The sequence below is a fragment of the Micromonospora sp. NPDC049107 genome (assembly GCF_040648595.1).
GTDB lineage: Bacteria > Actinomycetota > Actinomycetes > Mycobacteriales > Micromonosporaceae > Micromonospora.
Genome location: NZ_JBEZEC010000011.1, coordinates 147940 through 167848 on the forward strand (window position 1 = coordinate 147940; position 19909 = coordinate 167848).

18 protein-coding genes are annotated in these 19909 nt (G+C 73.5%); 11 read left to right on the forward strand and 7 right to left on the reverse strand.

What is annotated here, in order from left to right:
- The first annotated feature begins 85 nt into the window (after positions 1-85).
- The 3 genes from rplM (at position 86) to glmM (ending at position 2487) form a co-directional block, all read left to right on the forward strand.
- A complete protein-coding gene (gene rplM, locus AB0B55_RS26025; protein WP_007465158.1) occupies positions 86-529 on the forward strand; it encodes a 50S ribosomal protein L13 in 444 nt (147 codons plus the stop codon).
- A gap of 20 nt (positions 530-549) precedes the next feature.
- Positions 550-1014 carry a 30S ribosomal protein S9 gene (gene rpsI, locus AB0B55_RS26030; RefSeq protein WP_355050719.1) on the forward strand — a complete coding sequence of 155 codons (465 nt, stop codon included), beginning with the start codon at positions 550-552 and terminating at the stop codon, positions 1012-1014.
- 117 nt (positions 1015-1131) lie between these two features.
- Complete coding sequence (gene glmM, locus AB0B55_RS26035; protein ID WP_357126402.1) at positions 1132-2487, forward strand: phosphoglucosamine mutase; 1356 nt, start codon at positions 1132-1134, stop codon at positions 2485-2487.
- An 18-nt stretch (positions 2488-2505) separates the two neighbouring features.
- On the opposite strand, the gene AB0B55_RS26040 is transcribed toward glmM, so the two are convergent.
- On the reverse strand, positions 2506-3252 hold the full coding sequence (locus AB0B55_RS26040; protein WP_357126399.1) for an ABC transporter ATP-binding protein: 747 nt from the start codon (positions 3250-3252) through the stop codon (positions 2506-2508).
- Between the two features lie 3 nt (positions 3253-3255).
- Entirely contained in the window at positions 3256-6081 is a 2826-nt protein-coding gene (locus tag AB0B55_RS26045) for an ABC transporter permease (protein WP_357174397.1), read from the reverse strand.
- A 73-nt stretch (positions 6082-6154) separates the two neighbouring features.
- Between AB0B55_RS26045 and AB0B55_RS26050 the strand changes: the two genes are divergently transcribed.
- Positions 6155-6781 (forward strand): PadR family transcriptional regulator, encoded by a 627-nt coding sequence (locus tag AB0B55_RS26050; RefSeq protein WP_357174399.1) that lies wholly within the window; start codon positions 6155-6157, stop codon positions 6779-6781.
- Here the strand turns inward: AB0B55_RS26050 and AB0B55_RS26055 are convergent.
- Both AB0B55_RS26055 and AB0B55_RS26060 read right to left on the reverse strand, forming a co-directional pair.
- Positions 6753-7904: a pyridoxal phosphate-dependent aminotransferase gene (locus AB0B55_RS26055; protein ID WP_357174509.1), complete on the reverse strand. Its 1152-nt coding sequence runs from the start codon at positions 7902-7904 to the stop codon at positions 6753-6755. The genes AB0B55_RS26050 and AB0B55_RS26055 overlap by 29 nt on opposite strands.
- 79 nt (positions 7905-7983) lie before the next feature.
- Positions 7984-8964 (reverse strand): MmpS family transport accessory protein, encoded by a 981-nt coding sequence (locus tag AB0B55_RS26060; protein ID WP_357174402.1) that lies wholly within the window; start codon positions 8962-8964, stop codon positions 7984-7986.
- A gap of 239 nt (positions 8965-9203) precedes the next feature.
- Here AB0B55_RS26060 and glmS point away from each other — a divergent pair, with 239 nt between their 5' ends.
- Positions 9204-11117 carry a glutamine--fructose-6-phosphate transaminase (isomerizing) gene (gene glmS, locus AB0B55_RS26065; RefSeq protein ID WP_355050715.1) on the forward strand — a complete coding sequence of 638 codons (1914 nt, stop codon included), beginning with the start codon at positions 9204-9206 and terminating at the stop codon, positions 11115-11117.
- A 100-nt stretch (positions 11118-11217) separates the two neighbouring features.
- On the opposite strand, the gene AB0B55_RS26070 is transcribed toward glmS, so the two are convergent.
- Both AB0B55_RS26070 and AB0B55_RS26075 read right to left on the reverse strand, forming a co-directional pair.
- On the reverse strand, positions 11218-12942 hold the full coding sequence (locus AB0B55_RS26070; RefSeq protein WP_357174405.1) for an alpha/beta hydrolase: 1725 nt from the start codon (positions 12940-12942) through the stop codon (positions 11218-11220).
- Positions 12939-13235, reverse strand: coding sequence for a hypothetical protein (locus AB0B55_RS26075; RefSeq protein WP_357174408.1), 297 nt, complete (start codon positions 13233-13235; stop codon positions 12939-12941). The genes AB0B55_RS26070 and AB0B55_RS26075 overlap by 4 nt, the downstream gene beginning before the upstream one ends.
- 174 nt (positions 13236-13409) lie before the next feature.
- Between AB0B55_RS26075 and AB0B55_RS26080 the strand changes: the two genes are divergently transcribed.
- The 6 genes from AB0B55_RS26080 to ung all read left to right on the forward strand — a co-directional run bounded on the left by AB0B55_RS26080 (position 13410) and on the right by ung (position 18852).
- Positions 13410-13778 (forward strand): holo-ACP synthase, encoded by a 369-nt coding sequence (locus AB0B55_RS26080; RefSeq protein ID WP_357126380.1) that lies wholly within the window; start codon positions 13410-13412, stop codon positions 13776-13778.
- 55 nt (positions 13779-13833) lie between these two features.
- The gene (locus AB0B55_RS26085) at positions 13834-15303 is read left to right on the forward strand and encodes an NAD(P)H-hydrate dehydratase (protein WP_357174411.1); all 1470 of its coding nucleotides are present in this window, start codon (positions 13834-13836) and stop codon (positions 15301-15303) included.
- Between the two features lie 80 nt (positions 15304-15383).
- Positions 15384-16502 (forward strand): alanine racemase, encoded by a 1119-nt coding sequence (alr, locus tag AB0B55_RS26090; protein WP_357174414.1) that lies wholly within the window; start codon positions 15384-15386, stop codon positions 16500-16502.
- On the forward strand, positions 16502-17605 hold the full coding sequence (locus AB0B55_RS26095) for an alpha/beta hydrolase (RefSeq protein ID WP_357126372.1): 1104 nt from the start codon (positions 16502-16504) through the stop codon (positions 17603-17605). The genes alr and AB0B55_RS26095 overlap by 1 nt, the downstream gene beginning before the upstream one ends.
- Complete coding sequence (gene tsaE / locus AB0B55_RS26100) at positions 17602-18084, forward strand: tRNA (adenosine(37)-N6)-threonylcarbamoyltransferase complex ATPase subunit type 1 TsaE (RefSeq protein WP_357126369.1); 483 nt, start codon at positions 17602-17604, stop codon at positions 18082-18084. The genes AB0B55_RS26095 and tsaE overlap by 4 nt, the downstream gene beginning before the upstream one ends.
- A gap of 66 nt (positions 18085-18150) precedes the next feature.
- The gene (gene ung, locus AB0B55_RS26105; protein ID WP_357174417.1) at positions 18151-18852 is read left to right on the forward strand and encodes a uracil-DNA glycosylase; all 702 of its coding nucleotides are present in this window, start codon (positions 18151-18153) and stop codon (positions 18850-18852) included.
- Between the two features lie 73 nt (positions 18853-18925).
- Here ung and AB0B55_RS26110 read toward each other — a convergent pair whose 3' ends face one another.
- On the reverse strand, positions 18926-19630 hold the full coding sequence (locus AB0B55_RS26110) for a helix-turn-helix transcriptional regulator (RefSeq protein WP_357126363.1): 705 nt from the start codon (positions 19628-19630) through the stop codon (positions 18926-18928).
- Positions 19631-19909: the final 279 nt, after the last annotated feature.

Below are 19909 nucleotides of genomic sequence, written 5' to 3' on the forward strand. Positions count from 1 at the left end.
GGTCGTTCGTGCGCGCTGGTCCGGCCTGCTAGCTCTGGTCACCTCGGCGCGCGACCCCAGACCGACGACGAGACAAGGTAGACCTGTGCGTACGTACAGCCCGAAGCCGGGTGAGATCGAGCGTCAGTGGCACGTCATCGACGCCTCTGATGTCGTGCTGGGCCGCCTGGCCACCCACGCCGCCACGTTGCTGCGTGGTAAGCACAAGCCGACTTTCGCGCCGCACGTCGACACGGGCGACTTCGTCGTCATCGTGAACGCGGGCAAGGTCGCGCTGACCGGCAACAAGCGCCAGACCAAGGTCGCTTACCGCCACTCGGGATACCCGGGTGGTCTGAAGCAGGTTGGCTACGACGAGCTGCTGACCAAGCGCCCCGAGCGGGCCATCGAGCTGGCTGTGAAGGGGATGCTCCCGCACAACAAGCTCGGCCGTCAGCTGATCAAGAAGCTGAAGGTCTACGCCGGTGCCGAGCACCCGCACCTCGCGCAGCAGCCGGTGCCGTTCGAGATCAAGCAGATCGCGCAGTGAGCGCGGGCGAAGGAAGCAGCATGACCGACATCACCGAGACCGAGGTTGCCCCCGAGGCCACCGAGGCGCCGGCGCCCGTCGCCCGCGCGCCGCGTGGTGACCGCCCGATCCAGACCGTGGGTCGGCGCAAGGAGGCCATCGTCCGGGTCCGTATCGTTCCGGGCACCGGCAAGATCACCTGCAACGGCCGCGACCTTGAGGCCTACTTCCCGAGCAAGGTGCACCAGCAGCTCATCAAGGACCCGCTGGTCACCGCCGAGAAGCCCGAGGCGTTCGACGTCATCGCCAACCTGCGTGGCGGCGGCACCACCGGCCAGGCCGGTGCGCTGCGGCTGGCCATCGCCCGCGCGCTGATCGTCAACGAGCCGGACGACCGCCCGGCCCTCAAGAAGGCCGGCTTCCTCACCCGGGACGCCCGGGTCAAGGAGAGCAAGAAGTACGGCCTCAAGAAGGCCCGTAAGGCTCCCCAGTACTCGAAGCGCTGATCTTCTCCAGCGCGTTGTACTTCTGACGGACGGCCGGTCCGCCTCCCCCGACCGGGGAGGTGGACCGGCCGTTCCGCTTTCTCCTCATCGGCAGTTGCTCATCGGAGGTTGGCGGGTATGGGTCGGTTGTTCGGCACGGACGGCGTACGCGGGCGCGCGAACGCGGATCTCACGCCCGAGTTGGCGCTGGCGCTGGCCGTGGCCGCCGCGCACACACTCGCCGAGACGGACCGCAGTCACCCGCCGCTCGCCGTTGTCGGCCGGGACACCCGGGCCAGCGGCGAGATGCTGGAGGCCGCCGTCGTGGCCGGGCTGACCAGCGCCGGCGCGAACGTCGTACGCGTCGGTGTGCTGCCCACCCCGGCCGTGGCCTTCCTCACCGCCGAAGCCAAGGCCGACCTCGGCGTGGTGCTCTCCGCGTCACACAACCCCATGCCGGACAACGGCATCAAGCTCTTCGCCGCCGGTGGTCACAAGCTGCCCGACGAGATCGAGATGAAGATCGAGGCCGCGGTGGAGGCGAACGCCACCACCGCCTGGGACCGCCCGATCGGTGCCGGCGTCGGCCGGGTGCACGACCTGCTCGACGGCGCGGACCACTACGTGCAGCACCTGGTCGGCGCACTGCCGCACCGGCTGGACGGGATCAAGGTCGTCGTCGACTGCGCCAACGGCGCGGCGAGTGAGGTGGCTCCGGTCGCCTACCGGGAGGCCGGCGCCGAGGTCGTCGCGATCCACGCCGAGCCCGACGGCCTGAACATCAACGACGACTGCGGCTCCAACCACATCGAGGCCCTGCGTGAGGCCGTGGTGCAGCACGGCGCCCACCTGGGCATCGCCCACGACGGCGACGCCGACCGGATCGTGGCGGTCAGCGCCGACGGCGACGAGGTCGACGGCGACCAGGTCATGGCGATCCTGGCGCTGGCCATGCGGGAGGCCGGGACCCTCACCCAGGACACCCTGGTGGCGACCGTGATGAGCAACCTCGGTCTGCGGCTGGCGATGTCCGCGCAGGGCATCCGGCTGATCGAAACCAAGGTCGGCGACCGGTACGTCCTGGAGGAGCTGCGCGCGTCCGGCCTCGCGCTCGGCGGCGAGCAGAGCGGTCACATCGTCATGCCGGCCCACGCCACAACCGGCGACGGGGTCCTCACCGGTCTGCACCTGATGGCCCGGATGGCCGCCACCGGCCGGTCGCTCGCCGAGCTGGCCTCGGTGGTCACCAAGCTGCCGCAGGTGCTGATCAACGTGCCGGTCGGCGACCGGACCGTCGGGGCCAACGCACCGGCCGTCCGCGCCGAGGTCGAGCGGGCCGAGGCGGAACTGGGGGAGACCGGTCGGGTGCTGCTGCGCCCGTCGGGCACCGAGCCCCTGGTCCGGGTGATGGTCGAGGCCGCCACCGAGGCGATCGCCCGCGACGTCGCCGAGCGGATCGCCGCCCTGGTGCGTACGGCCAGCCCGGCCGCCTGAGACCATCCCGGGGCGATCTCACAACCGCAGTTGGCTCGCCCGCCCGTAGGTGTCGGCGGGGTCCTCGCCGTCGGTGAGATCGAGATCCTCGGTGACACGGCCGTCGGTCAGTCGGACCAGTCGGTCACAGCGCGCGGCGATGGCCTGATCATGGGTCGCCAGCAGGATGGTCATGCCGTGCCGGTCACGGAGGTCGAGCAGTAGGTCGAGGATCTGGCCGCCGGTGGTGGAGTCGAGGTTGCCGGTGGGCTCGTCCGCCAGCAGCAGGCCCGGTGCGCCCATGAGCGCCCGAGCGATGGCGACCCGTTGCTGCTGTCCGCCGGAGAGCTGGGCGGGCAGGGCGCGTTCCCGCCCGGCCAGGCCGACCGCGTCGAGCAGTTCCCGGGCACGTGCCGCGTGATCGGTCCGACCACGGCGGGGCAGGACCGGCGCGATCACGTTGTCCAGCACGGTGAGCGCGGGCAGCAGGTGGTAGCGCTGAAAGACGAACCCGACCCGCTGCCGGTAGCGGGCCAGCGCGGCACGCCGCAGCTCGCTCACCACCACACCGTCGGTGGTGATGGTGCCCTCGTCTGGCTGCTCGATCGCGCCGATGAGGTGCAGCAGCGTCGACTTCCCCGACCCGCTCGGCCCGGTCAGCGCCACCACCGAGCCCGCCGCGATGCTCAGCGACACGTCGTCGACCGCCGTGAGTCGGTCCGCGCCGACGCCGAACCGTCGGACCAGGTGGTCGACCGAGATCACGCTGCCGCTCTGCTCGCTCATTAGCTACTCCTCTGCCAGAAGTCGGGCGGGCCGTAGGCGCGGCAACAGAGCGGCGGGCACCAGCGCGGCGAGAGCGCTCACCAGCGCGCCCGCCAGCGCGACCAGCGCGGCCACCAGGATCAGCGCGCCGGGCAGGGCGCCGATCAGCCACGCCGCGCTGGCCAGGCCGACCGCCGCGCCGGTCGTCGACCCGACGAGCCCCAGCGTCAGCCCCTCGTAACCGACCAGCCGGCCCAGTTCGGCGTCGGTCCAGCCGATTGCCCGCAGGGTGGCCAGCTCGGCCGCCCGGTCGCGGATGTTCAGGTAGAGCACGTCCGCGACCGCCGCCGCGCCGAGCAGCACGGTGGCCACCGCGGCCACGGTGTCCGCGCCGCGCACGCTCAGTGAGACCACGTCGCCGAGCAGACTGCCGACGATCGCGCCCCGGAACGCCCAGGCAGCGGCGGTGACCAACGTCAGCGCGGCCACCCCGATGGCCAGCGCGCCGGCGCCGAGGAAGGTGCGTCCGGGGGTACGGGCCAGGTTCGCCAGCGCCATCCCGAGCAGGGTGCGGGGCCGGCGTACCCAACCGGCGGGAGCGACCATCGGGCGCAGGGCGGCGGCGGGGTGGGCGCGCGCGGCCCGCAGCGCCGGCACCAGGCCCGCGGCCAGCGCGAGCAGCAGGGCGATGGGTACGGCCAGAGCCGACCGCCGCCAGTCGACATCGATGCCGAGGGTTGTTCCGAGCGGCACCGCGAGGGTCAGCGACAGCAGGCCGGCGATGAGCCCGAGGAGGGCCACCTCGCCCAGGATCAGCGCCGCGATGCGGCGGACCGGCCAGCCGAGGCAGGAGAGCACCGCCAGTTCGGAGCGTCGGTCCCGGACTGCGGCGCTGACCGCGTTGCCGAGGAACAGGACGCAGACCACCAGCACCAGGAGGAAAAGCACCAGGCTCTTGCGGTCCACCGCCTGGGTGATGATCGAGGCGACGCCGAGCGCCGACCAGTTCTCGGTCAGCCGTAGCGTCGGCCGACCGAACGTGCCGGCGGGCAGCTCCACGGTCTGCGGCGCGGCCGACGAGCCGAGGGTGATGTCGACGTCCAGTCCGGTGCGCGCCGCGATCTGCTCGGCGACCAACCGGACCCGCTCGGCCGAACGTTCGGTGTACCCGCCCACGTCGGCCACCCGTACCCGGATCGCGCTGATCGGGGCCTTGGCCTGTGGGCTGCCGGTACCCGCGAGGAGGGTCGGCAGGCTGCCGAGGTTGGTGATCAGCAGCGGTGGGGCGGAGAGGTATCCGGCCGGGTTGCCGCTGGGCGCGAGTGGCTGACCGCCCAGCGCCGCACGGCTACGCTCGTCGGCGCCCTGCGCGACGGGCGCCTGATAGGTCTGCAGCGGCAGGTGGCCGAGGTCGGCGAAGCCGGTCAGCCGACTCGGGTCGAAGACACCCGTGGCCCGCCAGTACCGGAAGGTGGTGTTCCCGGCGGCGGCCAGCAGCAGCGGCCGTACCGACCGCGAACCGCTGTCGTCGGCGAGCCAGGGGCGGGGCATCGGGTTGTACGCCGTCTCCCGGCCGTACGCGGTGGGTGCGCCGGGTGGCTGCGGACGGGCCCGCAGGCTGCCGTCGGCAAGACGGTCGTACTGCACGTCGGCCGACTGCACGATGGCCTGCAACTGGCCCACGCAACACCCGGTCGGGGACAGCTCCTCGGTGAGCATCGTCTGGTGGCCGGCGGTGAGGTCGGTTCGGGCAGACCCAGCTGGCGCCCCGACCGGGCGGCTCAGGGTCTTCTCCAGGTCGATCGCCGGCACGCCCACCGGACTGGCCGAGAGCCGGGTGAAGGTGGCCGACAGTGCCTCGTCGATGAAGGGCCGATTGGTGACGAGGACCGGCACCTGCAGGTTCTCCGTGCTGCCGGCCCGTTCGACGGCGACGGTGTCGTCCGGGCGGACGGCCCGGCCGGTGACCACGGCGTCGTCGAGGCCGACCAGACGTTCCTCGGCGACCGGGTCGACAGCGGCCAGGAGGAACGGCACGGTCAGGTCGTACGCCATCACCAGCCGGTCGGCGGGCGCCGAGGTGCCGTCCCGATCGCTCGCCAACGCGTAGGGCTGGCCCCGGAACCGGCCGTCGGGCAACAGTTGCACGGCGTGCAGCGACCACGCCTCCCGCTCGGAGTAGGTGCCGGGGTTGCCGAGCAGGGCGTACTGGGGATCGCAGATGGGCAGGCTGCGGCCGTCCGGCTGCACCTCCCGGGGGGCCGGTCCGCAGGCCTCCGGCCAGGGGTAGGAGTTCCCGTCGGAGTAGGGGACCGATTCGCTGCCGAGTCTCCCGTCGAGCCGGGGGAAGATCAACGGTTTCTTGGTCACGTAGACGTACCGGGGCTTGCCCCGCGCGCTGGAGAGACCGCGTTCGGCGTGGAAGGTGGGGGCGACCCGGATGACCTGATGATCGAGTGAGCGGTCGACGGCCCCGGTGAGGTCGATCGGCGTCGGCAGCAGCGTGGTGGAATAGCCCAGCATCGCGATCGGGGCCGCCACCTCGATGCCGGGGACGGCCGCCACCTGCTCGTACTGCTGGGTGGTGATGCCGCCGAAGAGCCCGGAGAGATAGTTGGGGCGGACCAGCCCGCGCTCGGCTTCCAGCGGGGTGCGGGTGCCCTTCGGGCGCACCAGGATCTCGTAGGCGACCTGGGTGTTGCGCTCGACCGTGCCGTTGACATCCAGGCGGGAGGTGGTGGTGGCACCGGTCAGGACCACAAAACCGGTGGTGGCCACCAGCACTCCGACCAGCAGTGCCACCGACCGCCCCGCACGGCCGCGTAGCTGTCGCCAGATGAAGCCGAGCATCGCGCCTCCCCGTGTGCCGTCTCCCACTCTGCGCGATACATTGTGACAATGCAAGACCGGTACCGGAGGTGACATGGCGATCCAGCACGCCGTCCTCGCCCTGCTCGCTGGTGGCCCCAGCCACGGCTACCAGCTCAAGGGAGCGTTCGAGGCCGCCGTCGGCCCGCAGTGGGGGCCGCTGAACATCGGCCACCTCTACCAGATCCTCGACCGGCTCTCCCGGGACGAACTGGTCGTCGCCGAACGGCAGCCCCAGCCGATCAAGCCGGACCGGGTCGTCTACGAGATCACCCCGGCCGGGCGCGCGGAGCTGGCGCGGTGGCTGGGTGAGCCGAGCCCGCGCAGCGGCGGATTCCGGGACGACTTCTTCCTCAAGGTCACCGCCGCCGCCCGGTCCGGGTCCGCGGTCACCGTTCGTGCCGTGCTGAGCAACCAGCGCGGGCACCTGCTGCGCGAGTTGCGCAATCTGGACGGCCTCCGGCGGACCGCCGACGATCCGGTGGTCGGGTTGCTGCTCACCGCGGCGAGCCGGCACGTGACCGCCGACCTGTCCTTCGTGGACGACGCCGAGGCGGCGCTGCTCGGCGATGAGGGCCAGTTGCTCACCCGACTGACGTCGCCCACCCCGGATCAGTCGGCGACCGATCCGGACGCGACCGGCTCCGGGCCGGTCAGCGGGTCAGCGCGCGCAGCCGGGTGACCGCCTCGGCCAGCACCTCCGGGCGCTTGCAGAACGCGAACCGGACCAGCCGCCGGCCGGCCTCAACGTCGTCGTAGAAGACCTGGGTGGGCACCGCCACGACGCCGCAGCGCTCCGGCAGCGACCGGCAGAACTCCATCCCGTCGGTGCCGCCGAGCGCGGTGACGTCGGCGGTCACGAAGTACGTGCCCTCCGGCGTCAGCACGTCGAACCCGGCGTCCGTGAGGCCGCCGATGAGCTGGTCGCGCCGCTGCTGGAGCCCGTCGCGGAAGCCCGTGTAGTAGTCGTCGGTCAGGGCCAGCGCCACGGCGACCGCCGGTTGCAGCGGCGCGGCGTTGACGTAGGTGAGGAACTGCTTCACCCGCAGCACCGCCGAGACCAGCGCCGCCGGGCCGCTCACCCAGCCGATCTTCCAGCCCGTGCAGGAGAACGTCTTGCCGGCCGACGAGATGCGCAGCGTCCGCTCCCGCATCCCGGGCAGCGACGCCAGCGGCACGTGCGCGCTGGACGCGTCCGTGAACACCAGGTGCTCGTACACCTCGTCGGTGACCGCGTACGCGCCGAACTCCTGGCACAACTCGGCCACCAGCGCCAGCTCGGCCGGCGTGAACACCTTGCCGGTCGGGTTGTGCGGCGAGTTCAGCAGCACCAGCCGGGTACGCGGCCCGAACGCCGCCCGCAGCGCCGCCGGATCGAAGGCGTACCGGCCGTCCGCGCCGGGACGCAGCGTGACCGGCCGCCGGACCGCGCCGGCCAGCGCGATCGAAGCGGCGTACGAGTCGTAGTACGGCTCGAAGCAGACCACCTCGTCGCCCGGTTCGCAGAGAGCGAGGATGCTGGCCGCCACCGCCTCGGTCGCGCCCGCCGTGATCACGATCTCGCCGTCCGGGGCGTACGCCAGGTCGTAGAACCGACGCTGGTGCGCCGCGACGGCCGCGCGCAGGGCGGGGATCCCCGGACCGGGCGGGTACTGGTTCTGCCCGCCGCGCAGCGCCTCGACGGCGGCGGCCAGCATCTCCGGCGGGCCGTCCGTGTCCGGGAAGCCCTGGCCGAGGTTGACCGCCCCGGTCCGGACGGCGAGGGCGGACATCTCGGCGAAGATCGTCGTACCGAACGGCCGCATCCGGGCCACCAGCGGGTCGACATCGGTGCTCGTCGTCACCTGCGCCAGCCTACGGTCACCCGCTGACCCGACTCCAGCCTCACTCGGGCTCACAACTGGTGGCCCAGGTCCCCTGGGTCTTGTTCGTCACGGGCTTTCCGGCGCCGGTGACCGTGACGGTGCAGCCGATCGGCCTCTCACCGTCATCGGACCACCTGGCCTCGACCATGACCCGACTCTGGCCGTTGGTGCGGATGGTCATGCGCCAGGGCAGTTTCGCGCCGTCGATGTGCATGAGATCGCTCTCGGCGTCGAAGTACGCGATGTCCGCCCGGCCCACTCCGGTGACCTCGTAGACCACCGTCACGGGGGCCGGACCCGACGTCGGGCGCGTGATCGGCTTCTTGGTGGGCCCCGTCGTGGGGGTGTCGGGCACGGTGGGCGGCTCGGGCGCGATGCTCGGCGGCCAGGTGTCGTCGCCGAAGGGGTCGCTGTCGTACGGGTCCTCGGCGACCGTGTCCGGGACAAGCCGGCTGAGCAGTGACCCGGACACGCAGAAGCATCCGCACCCGAGGAGGGCGAGCGCCACGACGACCGCGACGACGATCCCGACGACCCGGCCGGCCCCGCCGCCCGGCCGGGCGGGCGGCGGATAGCCGGGATAGAGGTACGGCGGTGGGTAGCCGGGCGGTGGATAGCCGGGCGGTGGATAGCCGGGCGGTGGATAGCCGGGCGGTGGGTAGCCGGGCGGCGGGTAGCCGGGTACCGGGTAACCCGGCGGGTAGCCGGCCGACGGCTGTTCTGGGGGCGGCGGCCAGGCGCCGGTTCCGGCGGCGTCGGGCGTACCCGGAACGCCGGTGGGATCGGGCGTCCACGGCGCGGACGGGGGCGGCGGGGTCCAGGCCGGTGGGGGCGCCCAGGGCTGGCCCGGCGTCAACGGATCCGGCGTCGGGAAGGCGTCCGGCGCGGACCAGCCGGACGGCGGGTTCGTCGGCGGCGGCGCAGCCGTCGGGTCCGGCGGCGGCGGGGCGGGGTCCGGAGGTGGCGTCGGGGACGACTCGGGTGGCGGCGCGTCGGACATGGCTGCTCCGGGCGGGAGTGGGTAAGGGGTCGAGGAGTCAGCGGAGCGTGCGCCGAACCCGCCGGAAGACTGTCGTACGCGCCGGTCGTCCCGCAACCCCGTCCGGTCCCGCGCACGCCGGCCCGGCTCGTGACGCTCGTCCCGTTGCGGCCCACCAACGACCGATCGCTCAAATTCGGTGCTTGTTTAGCCGTCTTTCGAGCACCCATGATGAGCGAAACTGGGTTAGGCTGCGGGCCATGTGTGGAATCGTGGGATACGCCGGCGCGCGCCCGGCGCTGAGCATCGTGCTCGACGGGCTGCGACGGCTGGAATATCGGGGCTACGACTCGGCCGGCGTCGCCATCGTCTGCGACGACCAGCTCCTGACCGAGAAGAAGGCCGGCAAGCTCGCCAACCTCGAAAAGGTGCTCTCCGAGCGTGCCGCCGACGACCCGACCTCCTGCGCGGCCAGTCCGATCGGCATCGGTGACGGCACCACCGGCATCGGGCACACCCGGTGGGCCACCCACGGCGGGCCGACCGACCGCAACGCCCACCCGCACGTCGCGCCCGACGGCCGCGTCGCGGTGATCCACAACGGCATCATCGAGAACTTCGCCCGGCTCCGCGCCGAGTTGGAGGCCGACGGCGTCCAGTTCACCAGCGACACCGACACCGAGTGCGCCGCGCACCTGCTCTCCGCCGCCCTGGCCGACCTGCGCGCCGCCGGCCAGCCGGACGGCCCGCAGCTGCTCGCCGCCGGCATGCGTGTCGTGTGCCAGCGACTGGAGGGCGCGTTCACCCTGCTCGCGGTCGACGCCTCGGTGCCCGGTGCCGTCGTCGGCGCCCGGCGCAACTCGCCGCTGGTCGTCGGGCGCGGCGACGGCGAGAACTACCTGGCCAGCGATGTGGCCGCGTTCATCGAGCACACCCGCGAGGCGGTGGAGCTGGGTCAGGACCAGATCGTCCTGATCACCGGCGACAGCATCGAGATCACCGATTTCGACGGTCAGCCCGCCAGCGGCAAGGACTTCCACATCGACTGGGACTCGTCCGCCGCCGAGAAGGGCGGTTACGACTGGTTCATGCTCAAGGAGATCGAGGAGCAGCCGCAGGCGATCGCCGACACCCTGCTCGGCCGACTCACCGAGAGCGGCGAGATCGCCCTGGACGAGGTCCGCCTCAGCGACCAGGATCTGCGCGACGTCGACAAGATCTTCATCGTGGCCTGCGGCACCGCGTACCACGCCGGCCTGGTCGCCAAGTACGCCATCGAGCACTGGACCCGGATCCCGTGCGAGGTGGAGCTGGCCAGCGAGTTCCGCTACCGCGACCCGGTGCTCGACCGGTCCACGCTCATCGTGGTGATCTCGCAGTCCGGCGAGACGATGGACACCCTGATGGCCCTGCGGCACGCCAAGGAGCAGAAGGCCCGGGTGCTCGCCATCTGCAACACCAACGGCTCCACCATCCCCCGCGAGTCCGACGCCGTGCTCTACACCCACGGTGGGCCGGAGATCGCCGTCGCCTCCACCAAGGCGTTCCTCACCCAGGTCGTCGCCTGTTACCTGATCGGCCTGCACCTGGCCCAGGTACGCGGCATCAAGTTCGCCGACGAGGTCGGCGCGGTCGTGGCCCAGCTCCAGGAGATGCCGGGCAAGCTGCGCGAGCTGCTGGACCGCATCGAGCCGGTCCGCGAGCTGGCCCGCGAGCTGAAGTCCGAGCCGACGGTGCTGTTCATCGGCCGGCACGTCGGCTACCCGGTGGCCCTCGAAGGCGCGCTCAAGCTCAAGGAGCTGGCGTACATGCACGCCGAGGGCTTCGCTGCCGGCGAGCTGAAGCACGGCCCCATCGCCCTGATCGACAAGGGCACCCCGGTGATCTGCGTGGTGCCCTCCCCGGTGGGGCGCGGGATGCTGCACGACAAGGTCGTCTCCAACATCCAGGAGGTCCGGGCGCGTGGCGCGCGGACCATCGTGATCGCGGAGGAGGGCGACGAGGCCGTCGTCCGGTACGCCGACCACCTGATCTACGTGCCGCGTACGCCCACCCTGCTCGCCCCGCTCGTCACCACCGTGCCGCTGCAGGTGTTCGCCGCCGAGATCGCCGCGGCTCGGGGGCACGACGTGGACCAACCCCGCAACCTGGCCAAGTCGGTCACCGTCGAGTAGTCGCCAGCCACGCCCCGGAGCCCCGGCCGCGCCGCACCCGCGGTGGCCGGGGCTCCGTCGTCGGCGTCGCGTCCGGTGGCTCGTCGGCGGCCCGGTCCCGTCACCGGCCCAGTACGACGCGGGCCATCCCGTCCAACGCCGGGTTGTCCGGCTCCCAGTAGCCGGCGTGCCCACCCCGGCCGCTGCGGAACACCCGGCCGCCGAACCCGGCATCGGCCGGGTCGTGACCGAACCACAGCTCGTGACCGGTGCGATCCGGCCAACCCAGCACCGCGGCGAGCGGAGCCGCGCCCAACAGCGCCGGGCGACCCAGCTCGTCCACCGGCCGGGCCAGGCGGATCACGTCGTCGGGTGCCCTGCTGGCCCACACCTGCCCGGCCGGGACGCCCAGTTCGTCGGCGTGCGCCACGCCCACCCCGGGCGAACCGACGAACATCAGCGCGTCGGCCGCCAGCCCGTGCTCCCGGGCGGCCACCCCCACCACCAGCGACCCGTAGCTGTGCCCGAGCACCGTCTGCCGGGCCGGCGACCCCTCGTGGGTGGCGCGCAGCCCCTCCTGGAAACGGTGCAGCGCCGGCCCGGCGTCCCGGGCCTGGCCGGCGGACGCCGCCTCGGTCAGGAAGTCCGGAGCGTCGTAGTCCAGCCACAGCACGGCCGCGCTGCGCTGACCCGGCGCGAGCGCCGCGCAGCGCTCCAGCACCCGGGCGGCCCGACCCAGCTCGCCGGGGGCGTCGTCCAGCCCGGCGGTCATCCCCGGCACGTACGTCAGCACCCGATCGGCGTGGTCCGGGTCGTCGAGCGCCACCACCACCCGCCCCTCACCGGTCGGGTCCAGCCCCAGCAGGTACGCCCGCGGCGTCCCGCCGGCCAGCCGCTCGGTGAGCGCGTCCAGGCCGGCCAACCGTGCGGCCAGCGCGCGCAGTCGCACCGACACCAGCGGTCCCGGCGGCACCCGGACCGACAATCGCCGCCGCTCGGCCAGCAACTCGTCGCGCCGCGCGCCGAGCAGCAGGCGGTTGGCCTGGTCGCGGGCCGCCACCGGTACCCCGTCCAGGGCGCCGACCAGCGCCGGTTCGTGCCCGACCAGCCAGCGCCGCTGGGCCGGCGTCAACCCGGACCACCAGGCGCGTACAACCGACGGCGACGCCCCGGTGGCCGGCCGGCCGGGCGGTGCCGGGGACGCCCAGCCGGTGCCGGCCGCACGGGCCAGCTCCGCCAACCGGTCGGCGGCGGCCCGATCCGCCGCGTCGGCCCGCTCGACCGCCGCGCGTACGGCCGCCGCCACTCCCGCCACCGCGACTCCGACCGCCGACCCCGCCGCCGTGCCGGCTGCCGACCCCGCCGCCGTGCCGGCTGCCGACCCCGCCGCCGTGCCGGCTGCCGACCCCGCCGCCGTGCCGGCCCTCGTACCCGCCGGTGGCCCGGCTGCCGCCGTGCCGGCTCCGACGGGATGCGCGGGGTCCACCGGAGCCGCCCGCACACCACCGGCTCGGTCCACGGTCAGGCCGGCCGCCTCGGCCCGGGTGACCGCCTCGGCGAGCTGGGCCCTCGCCACGCCGAGCTGCCGGGCCAACTCGGCCAGCGTCTGGTCGGCCTCGATCAGCGCCGGCGCCACCGACGTCAGCTCGTCGGCAAGACCGGCGAGCCGGGCGTCGGCTGCCGTGGCCGCCGCACCGGACCAGCCACCGCGCAGCCGCCCGGCCGTCCCGGCCAGCTCGTCGGCGTGCCGGTGGACCGGGCCGGTCAGCCCGGCCCAGGCCGATCCGGCCGCCCGCCAGCCGGCCGGATCGGCGGCCCAGAGCTGCCGGTAGCCGACCCCGCTCACCGGGGCACGGTGACGAACCGGCCGGCGGCCCGGTCGTCCACCGTCTCGTACGCCTCGGCCGCCCCACGGATGCCATCGGCGGTCACCGCCACGGCTGTGCCCAGCCGGCAGAACCAGGCGTGTCCGGCCGCCTCCAGCCCCGCCAGCGCCGTGGCCGTCCGCCAGCCCGGGGCCGGCACCAGCAGCCCGGGCACCCGCGCCAGACCCCACGCCAACCGGTACGCCTCGTCGTCGAGCGCGCCGGCCTCCGCGCGCAGCTCCTGCGGCCGGACGGCGAACGGCTCCTCGGTCATGACCCCACCCCCGTGTCGGATCGGCATCGACGCGGTGAACGCTAGGCAGAGCCGGGCCGCGCCGAGGTGCCCTGTGGACGGCGGACTGCGGTCGTACCCCGGTCTGTCCACAGGCGTTGCCCACCGCGGGCCCGACGGCTAATCTGCCGCCCCCGCCGCCGGTAGGGTGGTCTGGTGATCGTCGCTGTCGGCCTCGACGTCGTCCTGGTGGACCGGTTCACCCGGTCCCTGGCGCGGACGCCGCTGCTCGCCGACCGGCTCTTCACCGGGCCGGAGCGGGTCACCCGTTCCGGCGGTCCCCGCTCGCCGGAGTCGTTGGCCGCCCGCTTCGCCGCGAAGGAGGCCGTCGCCAAGGCCCTCGGCGCTCCCGCCGGCCTGCGGTGGCACGACTGCGAGATCGTGCCCGACACCGATGGCCGGCCGTGGCTGAGCGTCTCGGGAACCGTCGCGGCGGTGGCCGCCGAGCGTGGTATCAACCACTGGCACCTGTCGCTCTCGCACGACGGTGGCATCGCCTCGGCGATGGTGGTCGCGGAACGGTGACGTCGGCCGGGTGGGCCGTGCCGGCCAGCCCGCGGAACGGATGGGACACGGTGACATGAGACCGGTGTGGCGGGTGGGCGACGTACGGGCCGCCGAGGCGGGGCTGATGGGCACGCTGCCGGAGGGGACGCTGATGCAGCGCGCCGCCGCCGGGCTGGCCCGCCGGGCCGCCCTGCTGCTCGCCGAGCGCGGCGGCGTGTACGGCGGCCGGGTGCTGCTGCTCGTGGGCTCGGGCGACAACGGCGGTGACGCGCTCTACGCCGGAGAGCGGCTGGCCCGCCGGGGCGTCGAGGTCTTCGCCCTGCTGCTCACCCCCGGCCGGGCGCACGTGGCCGGGTTGGCCGCGCTGCGGGCCGCCGGTGGCCGGCTGGTCGACCGCCCCGCCGGCCCCGTCGACCTGGTCCTCGACGGCATCGTCGGGATCGGCGGCACGGGTGGGTTGCGGGCGAACGCGGACGAGGTCGTCCAGGGGCTGGGCGACCTGCGCGGGCGCGACGGCCAGCGGGCCACCGTTTTGGCCGTGGACGTGCCGAGCGGGGTCGCGGTGGACACCGGGCACGTGCCGCTGTCCGCGTCCGGCCGGCCCACCGCCGTCCGCGCCGACGTGACCGTCGCCTTCGGCGCGCTCAAGCCCGCCCTGGTGGTCGGGCCGGCCGCCGCGTTGGCGGGGCAGGTCGAGCTGGTCGACATCGGGTTGGAGCCCTGGCTGCGGGGCACCCCCGCGCTGAACGTCACCGACTGGTCCGACCTTCAGCGGTGGTGGCCCGAGCTGGGCGCCGCGTCGGAGAAGTACACCCGGGGTGTGGTGGGGGTGGCGACCGGCTCGGCGACGTACCCGGGCGCGGCGGTGCTCTCCGTCGGCGGTGCGCTCGCCGGGCCGACCGGCCTGGTCCGGTACGCCGGTGGGGCCCGCGACGAGGTGCTGCGCCAGCACCCCTCGGTGATCGCCACGCCCCGGGTGGCCGATGCCGGCCGCGTGCAGGCGTGGGTGTGCGGCTCGGGGTTGGGCACCGGAGACGAGGCGGCGGCCGAGCTGCGGGCCGTCCTGGCGACACCGGTGCCGGTGGTGCTCGACGCGGACGCGTTGACCCTGCTGGTCGACGGTTCACTCGCCGACCGGCTGCGCGGCCGGGACGCGCCGATCGTCGTCACCCCGCACGACCGGGAGTTCACCCGGCTGTGCGGGGAGGAGCCGGGCGCCGACCGCGTCGGGTCCGCGCTGCGACTGGCCGCCTGGATGAACGCGGTGGTGCTGCTCAAGGGGGACCGCACGGTGATCGGCACGCCGGACGGCCGGGCGTACGTCAACCCCACCGGCACCCCGGCGCTGGCCACCGGCGGCACCGGCGACGTGCTGGCCGGGCTGCTCGGCTCGCTGCTGGCGGCCGGGGTGCCGGCGGATCGGGCGGCGGCCGGGGCCGCGTACCTGCACGGGCTGGCCGGTCGGGAGGCGGCCCGCGGCGGCCCGGTGACCGCGCCCGACGTGGTGACCGCGCTGCGCCCGGTCGTCGCCCGGCTGGGCTGATCGTCCCGAACCGACCCGACCGGTGCGGCGGGCCGAGCGTCGCCGCCCACGGTGATCAGGCTGGAAAGTAGGCTGGGCGCATGTGGCAGGCCGAGGTACGTGTCGATCTTGACGCGATCCGCGAGAACGTGAGCCGGCTCCGCTCCGGCACCACCGCCGAGCTGATGGCGGTGGTGAAGGCCGACGGGTACGGCCACGGCATGCTCCCGGCCACCCGCGCGGCGCTCGACGCGGGGGCCGACTGGCTCGGCGTCTGCACCCTCGACGAGGCGCTCACGCTGCGCCGGAACGGAATCACCGCGCCCGTGCTGGCGTGGCTGCTCGCGCCCGGGCTGCCGCTGCACGAGGGTGTCAGCGCCGGGGTCGATCTCGGTGCCGCCAGCGTGCCGCAGCTCGACGAGATGATCGAGGCGAGCCGGCGTGCCGAGCGCCCCGCCCGCCTGCACCTGAAGATCGACACCGGGTTGTCGCGGGGCGGCGCCACCGTCGCCGACTGGCCGGCCCTGCTCGACGCCGCCGCGAAGGCCCAGGCCGACGGCCTGGTCGAGGTGGTCGGTGTGTGGAGCCACTTCGTGTACGCCGACCTGCCCGGCCACCCGACCACCGACCGGCAGCTCGCCGTCTTCCACGAGGGACTGGCCATGGTCGAGCGGGCCGGGCTGCGCCCCCGGTGGCGGCACCTGGCCAACTCGGCGGCCACCCTGACCCGCCCCGACACGCACTTCGACCTGGTCCGTCCCGGGCTGGCTATCTACGGCCTGTCCCCGGTGGCCGGCGAGACGTACGGGCTGCGTCCGGCGATGACCGCTCGGGCCCGGGTGATGCTCACCAAGCGGGTGCCCGCCGGGACCGGCGTCTCCTACGGCCACACCTACACCACCGAGTCGGACGCGAACCTGGCCGTGGTGCCGCTCGGGTACGCCGACGGTGTGCCCCGGCACGCCTCCAACACCGGCCCCGTACAGCTCGCCGGCGCGCGGCGGACGATCTCCGGACGCGTCTGCATGGACCAGTTCGTGCTCGACTGCGGCGACGACCCGGTGGCCGACGGTGACGTGGCGACCCTCTTCGGCAGCGGCGCCGACGGCGAGCCGACGGCCGACGACTGGGCCGAGGCGGTCGGCACGATCAACTACGAGATCGTCACCCGGTTCGGCAGCACCCGGGTGCCGCGCGTCTACGACGGTGAGCGCCCCTGATGGCGTACCGCATCCCGCGCCCGCGGACCGCGGCCGGCCGCGTCGCCGGCCTGGTCGGGGCCGCGGTCGGGGTGGCGGCGGCCGGTCTGGCCGCCGGCGTCGCGACCGAACGCACCCTGGTCCGCCGGCTGAAGACCGACCCGACCGACCGCTACGCCCAGGAGACGTTCGGCGAACAGAGGTACGACGAGGCGTTCCGGCTGGAGCTGCCGGACGGCACCGACATCCACGTCGAGGTGGTCGAGCCGACCCGTCCGGTGCCGGGGCACCCGACGGTGGTGCTGGTGCACGGGTTCTGCCTGGACATGGGCACCTTCCACTTCCAGCGCGAGATGTTGGCCGCGCGTGGCGACTATCGGATCGTGGCGTACGACCAGCCCGGTCACGGCCAGTCCGGTCGCTTGGAGACCGGCGAGTACGACCTGGCCGTGCTCGGCCGGACACTGCGCCGGGTGATCGACCGGGTCGCCCCGGAGGGGCCACTGGTGCTGGTCGGCCACTCGATGGGCGGCATGACGATCATGGCGTTCGCCGAACTGTTCCCGGAGCTGTTCGGTGACCGGGTGGTGGGCACGGTGCTGATGGCCACGTCGGGCGGTCTCGTCGCGGAGACCAAGTTGGTCGCCCCGGCGCTGCTGGGCCGGGTCGGTGGTCCGGTGCTCTACATGGTCAGCAACGCCACGCGGTACGGCGGCCCGGTGATCGACCGGGCCCGCAAGTCGACCTCGAACGTGGCCTGGTTGCTGACCCGCAAGTACGGCTTCGGCACCCGCAAGCCCAGCCCTCGGCTGGTGTCCTACGTGGAGACCATGAACTCCCGGACCTCGGCCGACACGGTGACCCGCTACCTGCGGACCCTCGCCACACACTCGCGCTTCCCGGCGCTGGCGGCGCTGGCGAACGCGCCGGTGCTGGTGGTCGTCGGCGACAAGGACATGATCACGCCGGTGACCCACTCCGAGGAGATCGTCCGGCGGCTGCCGCACGCCGAGTTCATCAAGATCAAAGACAGTGGTCACGTGGTGATGCTGGAGCACGCCGACGAGGTCAACGCCGCGCTGGAGCGGTTCCTCGAATCACTGGAGAGCATGGAGGACCGGTGAGTTTCGTCGTCAAACTGCCGACCGTCGAGGACACTCGGGAGTTCGGCCGCCGGTTGGCCGGGCTGCTGCGGGCCGGTGACCTGGTGCTGTTGACCGGCCCGCTGGGCGCCGGCAAGACCGCGCTCACCCAGGGCATCGGTGCCGGGCTCAACGTCCTCGGGGACGTGACCTCGCCGACGTTCGTGATCGCCCGGGTCCACCGGCCCGATCCGGCCCGGGGCGGTCGGGTGGCCCTCGTGCACGCCGACGCGTACCGGCTGGGCGCCGCCAGCGACCCGCGCGCCGAGATCGACGACCTGGACCTGGACGCCTCGGTGGACGCGTCGGTGACCGTCGTGGAGTGGGGCGAGGGCCTGGTGGAGCAGTTGGTCGACGCGCACCTGCGGGTCCGTATCGATCGCCGCGACGACGACACCCGGGTCGTCGAGCTGGATCCGGTCGGTGGGGACTGGGCTCGGCGGTTGGCCGAGCTGGGTTAGGACGCGGCGCTGTCGGACGTGATGCCTAGAGTGCGGGGGACCGACCCGCGCTGGAAGAGGTTTCTGATGCCCGACGATGCCCCCGCCCTGGATCTGCTGGCGCTGCTGCCGGAGCAGTGGCGTGCCGTGCTCACCCCGCACCTCGACCCGGCCCGCACGGCCGCGCTGGCCGAGTTCGTCGCCCGGGAGTACGCGACGCAGACCGTCTTCCCGCCGTTGGAGGACCTCTTCTCGGCGTACCGGCTCTGCCCGCCGGAGGCCACCCGGGTGCTGATCCTCGGGCAGGACCCCTACCACCGGGCCGGGCAGGCGCACGGGCTGAGCTTCAGCGTCCGCGAGGGCGTGTCGGTGCCGCCCTCGCTGCGCAACGTCTTCAAGGAGTTGGGCGAGGACGTGGGCGTGCCCAAGCCGCGCAACGGCAACCTCGACGGTTGGGCGGCGCAGGGCGTGCTGCTGCTCAACGCGGTGCTGACCGTCCGTCAGGCCACCCCCGGCTCGCACGCGAACGCCGGCTGGGAAGAGTTCACCGACGCCACCATCCGGGCGCTGGACGCCCTGCCGGACCGGGTGGTCTTCCTGCTCTGGGGCGGCTACGCCCGCAAGAAGGCCGGCCTGGTCACCAACTCTCGGCACGTCGTGCTGGAGGCCGGCCACCCGAGCCCGATGAACCCGCGCGGCTTCCTGGGCAGCCGCCCGTTCAGCGCGGCCAACAAGGCCCTCGCCGACGCCGGCCGTCCCACCATCGACTGGGAGCGCACCGCCGACTGACCTCAGCCTGGCCTGGCCCGGGTTCGGCGCCGGCTGGCCTGGTCCGGGTCCGGCGCCGGCTGGCCGGGTCCGGTCAGCTTTCCGGGGCGCGGCGCCGGGCCCGGTAGCGGCGCAGCAGGTCGGCGGCCCGCGGCTCGGTCAACTCCAGCTCGACCAGCGGCACCACCTGATAATCGCGGCCACCGTGGCGTACCTCGATCGTCTCGGGCAACTCGTCGCACATGGTCGCCCTGATCTCGCCGTACCGGGTCGACCAACGGTGTTCGCCCGGCTCCTCCGGCTCCAACCACACCCCGCCGAACTCGCCCCACCGGGCGTTCCACCGCTGGCCGTAGTTTGCCTCCAGCCAGCCGGTGAACCGTTTCGAGTCCTGCCAGCGGAGGGCGATCTCGACGGCGTCCACCGGCACCGGCGCGCCCTGCAACAGCGCCGCCGTGCTACCGGTGAGCACCTGCGGAAAGTCGGTCAGTCGGTCCAGCGTCTCGTTGAGGCCCAGTTCGTCGATGCGTTCGCCGACCGGGCGGGCGGCCAGTTCGTCGATGCGAGCGTCGAGATGCGCGTCCAGCGGTTCGACCCCGACCACCAGCTGCACGTCCATCGCGGTGAACAACCGCTCCAGCACCGGGACGCTCGGCGCGCGTTCGCCGCGTTCGATCCGGGCCACGGCCGCCTGGCTGACCTCGGCGAGTCCGGCGAGCTGGCGCTGGCTCAGCTCGCGTCGCTGGCGTTGTTGTCGCAGCACGGCGCCGAGGAGGGTGACGAGGCGAGTCGATGGCATCCCGGCATGCTGGCCCAGCATCAGACGCTCGCGGTAGCTCTGCGGCGGATTCACGACTCGCGGTCTTGCAGGCCGGGATCAGCACGGTCGGGGCCGCGTCGCTGAGCGGCGGCGGTATTGCTGATGAGAGTGATGCCTGTGAGTCATCAAGATGACTCACAGGCATCAGGCTCATCAGGATGGTGTCGCCGTCGCCGTCGCCGTCGCCGTGGTCGGGAAGGCGCGTGGCGTGGCGTGGCGGTCGGGAAGGCGCACGGCGTGGCGTGGCGGTCGGGAAGA